Consider the following 8,449-nt stretch of genomic DNA (forward strand, 5'->3'; position numbering starts at 1 on the left):
GTTTTCATCTCTGATAGGCCCACTTACTCCACCAACTGAACTAACTGTCGCATCAGTTTTGCCCATATATGCAGCACCTAGCTCACCAAATAAACCAAAGTTATTGGTAATATTAGGGCGGAAGCCGATAGTGGCATAAGGAGCTAGCTTGTTACGATGTTCAAGATTACCTTTCAATACACCTACGTCGTCTGCGTCATATTGATTACCATCAACTTTATACACGCCACCATTAGGGTTAGAAGTTACATCGATCTCATTGTCAGGAACGATGATACCAGCACCCATAGTGAACCAGTTTGCCATAGGACGTACTTGTACGCCTAGGTACGGGTTACTGAAATCAGTATCAACGTCATAGTTTACGTCGTTTACATCAAAGTCGCCGCCAAAAAGATCAGCTGCATCACCACCTGCCCAACCAGCTTGCAGTTCAGTTTTGTCGTTTAGTGACCAACCGATGTTAGCACCATAACCTAAAGTACCCACTTCAGCACTAACAGATGCTGGGTTTACTACTTTTTTAAAGAAACCTGTAGTACCGCCAACCACAGCACCAGTGGTGTTACGTAAAACACCAGCGTCAGCATCATATGCATAAGCAGGCGTAGCTTCGTATACAACGGCTTCATTGCCATCAATAACGATAACTGGATCAGCTGCAAGTGCTGCAGTTGAGGCTAAAACGGCAGCAGAGATTGCTGTTAATTGAATAAGTTTCATGATTACTCTCCTAAAGTATGAAATAGACCGCCCATAAAAAATGATAGTTTAGCTTTTTTTAAACAATCATTTTGATGCGAGGATTAAAACAATTTTGGCTCAAAAAGTCACCCCTAAAGACGCGCCTTTTATTTGCCATTATGTAAAGATTGCATAGATATTGTAATAATTACTACACCAATCCGCAAAACTTCGCCTTTTTGTTACACAATGTTCTTAAAGCCACTGCGCAGCCTACACATGATTATTGGAATGCTTAACGCTCATGTAAAGGTATTACAAAATGTGTCTGCATAATGAAGCATCTTAAGAAATAACGCAATAACAGTTATAGAGTTAATTACTACAGATTGTTGTACTTTGTGACTAAACGTATCTAATATTGCTAAAAAAACCGAAAAAATCTCAGATAATTTTGTTATAAATCCACGCAAGGTAAACACGCTACTATATAATGAGAGTCAGGGTTTTCTAAGGGTTATATTGTGCCAAATTAGAGTCAGTAAGCTAATCGCTGTATGTCTTTATACTTATTCATTTTTAGCCTTACTGCCTTGATTATTGTGCTCTGTTTTGTACTGGTGGTCATATCAATTACGTTATAGTTACCTGCTTTATTTTTCATTCTTACTGAGTTATTTATATGCCTAAAGTATCATCGATTACCCGTGTGCTAGAGATTATCGAAGCAGTATCTTATGCCTCAAAGCCGATTTCGCCACTTGAGCTATCGCAGGAGCTTGATATTCCAAAGCCAACCATTCATCGATTGATTCAAAATCTGGTCGATGAAGGGTTTGTGACGATTGACATTGGCGGCGGTATTATACCAGGCAAGCGGGTACGCAATTTGGGTGTTGAGCTTTGGCAGCAGCGACTGTTCTTTAATGAACGGCAAATGATTTTGCAAAAACTGGTCGATGAGCTAAAAGAAACTTGCGGTATCGGTGTTCCTTATCAGATGAATATGATCTACACCAATCGCGCAAAAACGACCTTGCCAATACAGATTTATTTGCCAGTGGGCGCAAAATCACCCATGTGGTGTACTGCTACCGGCAAGCTTTATTTGAGTCAGCTATCAAGCGCACGTCGCGACAAAATACTGCAAAATTTATCATTGGATAAATTTACCAAAAACACCATCACTGATATCGATGAATTAAACGCTGAGCTCGATCGTATCGCTGAAACAGGCATTGGTATCGACAATGAAGAGTTTATCTCTGAGATGGTAGCAATCGCCGTACCGATACGGGATAGAAAATCACGCTACCTTGCGTCGTTGTATCTTCATGCGCCGACTATACGGGTATCTTTAGATGATCTTTTAGCCCATGTCCCACGACTACAAAAAGCGGCACAAGATATTCAGTCGCTCGTCTATGAGCTGCCAAGTTAAATGCGCTCATATAAGCCAAAAAAAAGGTCTGCATTATAATAATAGTGCAGACCTTTTTTAGTTGTGTTTTTGATGTTTTAAGACAATACAGAGCTGTCGTGACGCGCCATAATGCTAGAAAAATCTCTGTCGCCATTCTCAACGGTATGCGCAGCATAAAGCTCGGTTGCTTTAGCGCCCATTGGTGTCTCTACATGAGTATCTTGAGCGGTCTGCATAGCAAGATTCAGATCTTTTTGCATCAGCTTACTCATAAATCCGCCTTGATAGCCATTGCTCGATGGGACATTTTCCATCACTTGCGGATAAGGGTTATAGACCTCTAGCGTCCAGTTGCGACCTGAGCTTTGCAGCATGATATCGGATAGCACTTTTGGGTCGAGACCGTTTTTGACGCCCAGATTAATCGCTTCTGCCGTTCCTGCCATCAAAATCCCAAGCAGCATGTTATTACAGATTTTTGCAACTTGTCCTGCACCATGTGCGCCTGCATGAAAGATGTTTTTACCCATCACAGCCAGTATCGGCTCAGCTTTGGCAAAGGCTTTATCCTCTCCACCAACGATAAAGGTTAGCGTACCAGCGATAGCGCCGCCTGTACCGCCAGAGACTGGTGCATCTAAGAAGTCGATACCAAGCTTACTTGCAGCTTCTGCTACCTTTCTTGCGTCAGCGGCTGCTATCGTACTGCTATCAATCACCAAAGTACCTTTTGGTAAGTCTGCAAGTAGACCGTCAGAGCCACCTTCTCCTAAATAGACAGAATGGACGTGCTTGCCAGCAGGTAACATACTGATAACCACTTGGGCATTTTGAGCAGCGTCTTTAGGACTGTCTGCTATACTAGCACCCGCTTGTTGCAAACGCGCGGTCGCCTCTGCAGATAAGTCATAAACCGATAGCGTATAACCTGCCTTTAACAAGTTTTCTGCCATTGGGCCGCCCATATTACCAAGTCCAATAAAGGCAATATTTGGCTTTGCTGTATTACCGTCATTATCAGTCGTAGTTGTATTACTTGAACCTGTATCCTTTGTACCCATCTCATCGCTCCTTGATGATCGATTATGTCATTCGTTTCATTTTTTTAAATTTGCTTTAAATTCAGTCAATTAGACTGAAAATAGAAAATCATAGGATTAATATATGGTTAGCGAACCGCTTGATTACCCAATGCTGCATCGCTAAGCCAATCATCTAAAGGGTGCTCACCTTTCGCGTAAGGATTGGTAAAGTGCTGCTGGATATAGTTTTGTCCTTCTGTACTCAAGCAATCAGCTAACGTGCGTGACCAGTGCGGATCGCGATCTTTATCAATCAATAACGCCCGTATGCCTTCTTTAAAATCAGGGTTAGCGGCACAATGTACAGCGACATTGGTCTCTAGATATAAGACTTGTTCTAGCGATAAATCCGTTACCTTATGATATAGCGCATAGGTCAACGCTGCAGTCACTGGGCAACCATGTCGATAGGTTGCTACAGCTCGCTGCGCCCAACTGTCGGCTGCAAAATCTGCATCCAGTTGTGTAAGCGCCTCATCACTTTGCAATAGCGCATCAATATCACCCAAGCCACCGCTGTTCATCAGCTGCTGGATAGCGCGCCAATGCTGCGCAAGCTTACTAGCAGGCAGCTCAGAAACGGGCTGCGCCGCTAATGCCCGACTCACGATGCTATGGGCGCTGTTGTTGCTTTCTTTATTATCCGCATCAGCTGCCGCTTGCCAATCACTCTGTGTTAAGCGCTGCATGATGGCATCGTAGTCATTACTGGCAACCGCATATTCTGCTAAGCTGGTCAATAATGCATCGCTACCATTACACATTGCACCTGTTAGCCCTAAAAACAAGCCTGTTTTAGCTGGCATACGCTGCAAGAACCAACTGCCAGACGCATCAGGAAATAAGCCAATGGTAATCTCAGGCATGGCAAAACGGGTACGCTCAGTGACCAGTCGATGACTACAGCCTGCCATCAAACCCATACCTCCGCCCATAATGATGCCGTCACCCCAAAGAATGAGCGGCTTAGGATAAAAGTGCATTTTTCGATAAAGGCTATACTCATGACCAAAAAAATCTGTCGCATAAGGATTTGGCATAGGCGCTGTTGCTGACATACTGTCATATAATCTGCGAATATCACCGCCTGCACAAAATGCTTTGTCGCCTGCGCCTTTTAATAGCAATGCTACTATTTGCTCATCACCTTCCCACTGCTCTAGTTGTTGCGATAACAACTGACACATCTCAACACTCAAGGCATTAAGAGATTTGGGCATATTTAACGTCATTATCCCAATAAGGTGACCACAATCTGTCGGTTCGGTGCTGAATACTACCGGCGCGTCTGGCGTGCCTTCTATAGCTGCTGTCATAAATGCGACCTACAAAATGAAAAAGTGAGAAAGTATTATTTTAGTTAAACTAACTTTTGGTTAAAATAACTGAAGTATCGTTTACTTATTTTGCCAAACAGGCTTACGCTTCTCTAAGAAAGCTTGTACACCCTCACGCTGATCTTTGGTATCGAATAATTTAACAAAGGCTTCACGCTCATGGATAAGATTTTGCGCAGGTGGTGTGTCTCTTGCTGCTTGGATCAGCGCTTTAGAATAACTGACCGCAACCGGTGATTGCTTAGCGACTTTTTGCGCCAATGCCTGAGCTGCTTGCAATCCCTCACCTTTCGCAGCGATTTCTTCTACTAAGCCAATACGTAGTGCAATCTGAGCATCGACGCGCTCACCACACAATATCATACGCTTTGCCCAGCCTTCGCCTACTAAAGCCGTTAGATTTTGGGTACCGCCGGCACACGGCAATAAACCAACGCCTGTCTCAGGTAGCGCCATTTGGGCATGCTCTTCTGCGATACGGATATCACAAGCCAGCGCACACTCAAGACCACCGCCCATCGCGTAACCGTTGATAACCGCTATACTCACACCGCGATAAGCTGACAATGCCTCAAATGCTTCACCAAAGGCTATCGCCATACTGATCGCGCGACCTTTATCACCATCTGCAAAATTATTTAAATCGGCGCCCGCTGAAAAGAATTTTTCGCCATCGCCATGAACGATTAACGCATATACCTCATCATTGGCATTAAGATCAGTGACCAGCTGCTTAAGCGCCTTGAGACTGTCCATCGTCCATGTATGAGCAGGTGGGTTGTTTAGGGTTAGCGTCGCAGTACGACCATCAATCGATAGTTTTAAGTTGGTATAATCCGTCATGATCAAACATCCTTGTCATAAAATCATTTTATTCATATAAATAGGTTAACGCAGTTGGCTTAATGCCTCGTCTTGTAATAGCTGACGCGAAACAATCACGCGCATAATCTCATTGGTACCTTCCAAAATCTGATGCACGCGCAAATCTCGCACATGACGCTCAAGCGGATACTCATTGAGATAGCCGTAACCACCATGCAGCTGCAAGGCTTCGTTAGCGACATCGAAACAAAGATCCGTCGATAAACGCTTTGCCATTGCGCAATAAGTAGAGGCTTGCGCATCGTTATTATCGACTTTACTGGCTGCTAAATAGAGCATTTGTCGTGCGGTGATGGTTTGAGTCAGCATATCAGCAAGCTTAAATTGTACCGACTGTAAGCTGGCAATCGGGCTGCCAAACTGGCTGCGCTCTTGTACGTAATTGGTCGCTGTCTCAAGCGCCGCTTGCGCTGTTCCTACTGCACAGATACCAATATTAATCCGGCCGCCATCTAACCCTTTCATTGCGATACGAAAACCTTGACCTTCTTCGCCTATCAAATTTTCTACTGGAACTTTGACATCTTTAAAGCTAATCGTTCGTGTTGGCTGCGCTTTCCAGCCCATTTTATGCTCGTTTTTGCCATATTCGATACCAGCGCTGTCTGCATCAACCACGAATGCTGAGATACCTTTGGGTCCTGCAGCGCCCGTACGAGCCATAACGACCAACACATCGGTTGAGCCGGCCCCTGAAATAAAGGTTTTTTCACCGTTCAGCACATAATACTCGCCTTGCTTATCGGCTTTGGTACGTAATGATGCCGCATCAGAACCGGCATTAGGTTCCGTCAAACAATAACTGCCCAGCCATTCGCCGCTGACCATGTTGGGCAAATATTTCTTGCACAACGCATCGCTACCAAACTCACCGATCATCCAGCCTGCCATATTATGAATACTCATATAAGCAGCTACCGCAGTATCACCCCATGCTAGCTCTTCAAACACCATGGCAGAATCTAAACGCGGCAGACCCAGGCCATCATACTCAGGGTTGGTATATAACCCTAAAAATCCAAGCTCGCCTGATTTTTTGATGACATCTATTGGGAAATGCGAGGTGCGATCCCATTCAGCGGCATTGGGCTTAAGCTCTTTTTGGGCAAACTGTCTGGCGGTTTGGCGAAAGGCAATTTGGTCATCGGTTAATGAAAAATCCATGGGGTCATCCTTGTGCTGAATAGGGTATGTTAAGTTGTCAGTGCAAATATAGGTGATTCAGCATTAAATTGAAATAGTCGTATTGACGCCACGACTTGCTTCATCGTCAAACCAGCGTGCTGTAACAGTTTTAGTTTGGGTATAAAATTGCACCGCTTGCTTACCATAAGGACCCAAATCACCAAGCTTACTAGCACGTGAACCTGAAAACGAGAACATTGGTAGCGGCACAGGAATTGGCAAGTTAATACCGATTTGACCGACTTGGATATCTTGTTGGAATTTATGCGCTGCAGCCCCTGACTGAGTAAAGATAGCCGTACCATTACCATGCGGATTGGCATTCAGTAACTCAATCGCTTCATCTAAGCTATTGGCACGCATGATACAAAGGACAGGTCCAAAGATTTCTTCTTTGTAGATTTGCATATCCGCAGTGACGTTATCAAAGATAGTTGGACCAACGAAGTTACCGTTCTCATAACCCTCAACCGTAATGCCACGACCATCAAGTATCAAGCTCGCCCCTTCTTCCACTCCTGTGCCAATCAAATGTTCAACACGTGCTTTTGCTGCAGGAGATATTAGTGGTCCCAAGTCTTTATCGTGCTTACCGGCTGAGACAATTAAACCCTCTGCTTTGGCCTTGATGTCATCAATCCACTCACCAGCGGCACCGACGAGGACAACGACAGACAGCGCCATACAACGCTGACCAGCAGCGCCAAATGCGGCACCTGCTAGCTGATTAAGAGTCTGCTCTTTATTGGCATCTGGTAGGATAACGCCATGATTTTTTGCGCCCATCATACACTGAGCGCGTTTACCTGATTGACTTGCACGCTCATAAACGTGTTTACCAACGTTGGTCGAACCAACAAAAGAAACTGCTTTGATATCAGGATGGTCACAAATGGCGTCGACAGTAGCTTTGCCGCCATGTACGACGTTTAGCACCCCTTCAGGTACGCCCGCTTCAACAGCAAGCTCAACCAAACGCATAGTCACCATTGGGTCTTGCTCAGAAGGTTTTAGGATAAAAGTATTCCCTGTGGCAATCGCCATTGGGAACATCCACAGTGGAATCATTGCTGGGAAGTTAAACGGTGTGATACCTGCACAGACGCCCAGTGGCTGCCAAATACTATAGGTATCAACCCCAGACGCAACGTTTTCAACGAAGTCGCCAATCTGCAGGTTTGCAATCCCAGCAGCATGCTCAACCACTTCTAAACCACGGAATACATCACCGCGTGCATCAGCAATAGTCTTGCCCTGCTCTGCGGTCAAGATTTCTGCCAGCTCATCCATATGATCACGAATCAATGCCTGATACTTTAGAAAAATACGAGCACGAGTGGTAATCGGGGTCTTACGCCACGTTTGAAAAGCCTTTTGAGCGGCAGCGACTGCTTGATTGATTTCGTCGTCAGTGGTTTGCGGTACCTTGGCAATGACTTCTTGAGTGGCGGGATCAGTAATATCAATCCATTCGCTGGTATTAGAATCAACAAATTGACCATTGATGAGCTGCTGAACGTGGTGCATAAGATATCCTTATCTTGTTTGTAAGACTGTCATTAGGTGACGTCTTAGAATATTGAAAGCTTTGAATTTATCATTCTATTATATAATTTTAAAATGATTTATTTCGTATCGTTATTGACTATAACAATAAAACAATTTTAGGGTCAAGCCCTTTATGTTGCTTTTAACAAAGTTAATGTTACTGTCCGATTTATCTATCATTATCCATAACCTATTAGCGATAATTAAAAAAGCCCATGAGAATTCATGAGCTTTTTTAGATAAAGGCAATTTTTAAATGTGCCTAGTAATCTCTCATAGATTGCTTGACCGCATCGATAGCCATT

General features: G+C 44.2%; 7 protein-coding genes. 1 reads left to right on the forward strand and 6 read right to left on the reverse strand.

Features of this window, described 5'->3' with window-relative positions; translation table 11 throughout:
• The coding region (locus tag VLN09_RS08175) for a hypothetical protein (protein WP_325245419.1) at positions 1 to 723 on the reverse strand (723 nt) is incomplete at its 3' end.
• A gap of 643 nt (positions 724 to 1,366) precedes the next feature.
• Here VLN09_RS08175 and VLN09_RS08180 point away from each other — a divergent pair.
• Positions 1,367 to 2,125, forward strand: coding sequence for an IclR family transcriptional regulator (locus tag VLN09_RS08180; protein WP_325245421.1), 759 nt, complete (start codon positions 1,367 to 1,369; stop codon positions 2,123 to 2,125).
• 77 nt (positions 2,126 to 2,202) lie between these two features.
• Here the strand turns inward: VLN09_RS08180 and mmsB are convergent, their stop codons facing one another.
• The 5 genes from mmsB to VLN09_RS08205 form a co-directional block, all read right to left on the reverse strand.
• On the reverse strand, positions 2,203 to 3,168 hold the full coding sequence (gene mmsB, locus VLN09_RS08185) for a 3-hydroxyisobutyrate dehydrogenase (protein WP_325245424.1): 966 nt from the start codon (positions 3,166 to 3,168) through the stop codon (positions 2,203 to 2,205).
• A 107-nt stretch (positions 3,169 to 3,275) separates the two neighbouring features.
• Positions 3,276 to 4,505 carry an enoyl-CoA hydratase/isomerase family protein gene (locus VLN09_RS08190; RefSeq protein WP_325245426.1) on the reverse strand — a complete coding sequence of 410 codons (1,230 nt, stop codon included), beginning with the start codon at positions 4,503 to 4,505 and terminating at the stop codon, positions 3,276 to 3,278.
• 81 nt (positions 4,506 to 4,586) lie between these two features.
• A complete protein-coding gene (locus VLN09_RS08195; protein ID WP_325245428.1) occupies positions 4,587 to 5,369 on the reverse strand; it encodes an enoyl-CoA hydratase in 783 nt (260 codons plus the stop codon).
• A 45-nt stretch (positions 5,370 to 5,414) separates the two neighbouring features.
• Positions 5,415 to 6,575 (reverse strand): acyl-CoA dehydrogenase family protein, encoded by a 1,161-nt coding sequence (locus VLN09_RS08200; RefSeq protein ID WP_325245430.1) that lies wholly within the window; start codon positions 6,573 to 6,575, stop codon positions 5,415 to 5,417.
• A 63-nt stretch (positions 6,576 to 6,638) separates the two neighbouring features.
• Positions 6,639 to 8,123, reverse strand: a complete 1,485-nt coding sequence (locus VLN09_RS08205) for a CoA-acylating methylmalonate-semialdehyde dehydrogenase (protein WP_325245433.1) — start codon at positions 8,121 to 8,123, stop codon at positions 6,639 to 6,641.
• Between the last annotated feature and the right edge of the window lie 326 nt (positions 8,124 to 8,449).

The organism is Psychrobacter sp. (assembly GCF_035469765.1).
Classification (GTDB): Bacteria; Pseudomonadota; Gammaproteobacteria; order Pseudomonadales; family Moraxellaceae; genus Psychrobacter.

What these genes read in the sequence shown, in the direction of transcription:
- VLN09_RS08180 (WP_325245421.1), top strand. Translation starts at nt 1,367, where the DNA reads ATGCCTAAAGTATCATCGATTACCCGTGTGCTAGAGATTATCGAAGCA.
- mmsB (WP_325245424.1), bottom strand. Translation starts at nt 3,168, where the DNA reads ATGGGTACAAAGGATACAGGTTCAAGTAATACAACTACGACTGATAAT.
- VLN09_RS08190 (WP_325245426.1), bottom strand. Translation starts at nt 4,505, where the DNA reads ATGACAGCAGCTATAGAAGGCACGCCAGACGCGCCGGTAGTATTCAGC.
- VLN09_RS08195 (WP_325245428.1), bottom strand. Translation starts at nt 5,369, where the DNA reads ATGACGGATTATACCAACTTAAAACTATCGATTGATGGTCGTACTGCG.
- VLN09_RS08200 (WP_325245430.1), bottom strand. Translation starts at nt 6,575, where the DNA reads ATGGATTTTTCATTAACCGATGACCAAATTGCCTTTCGCCAAACCGCC.
- VLN09_RS08205 (WP_325245433.1), bottom strand. Translation starts at nt 8,123, where the DNA reads ATGCACCACGTTCAGCAGCTCATCAATGGTCAATTTGTTGATTCTAAT.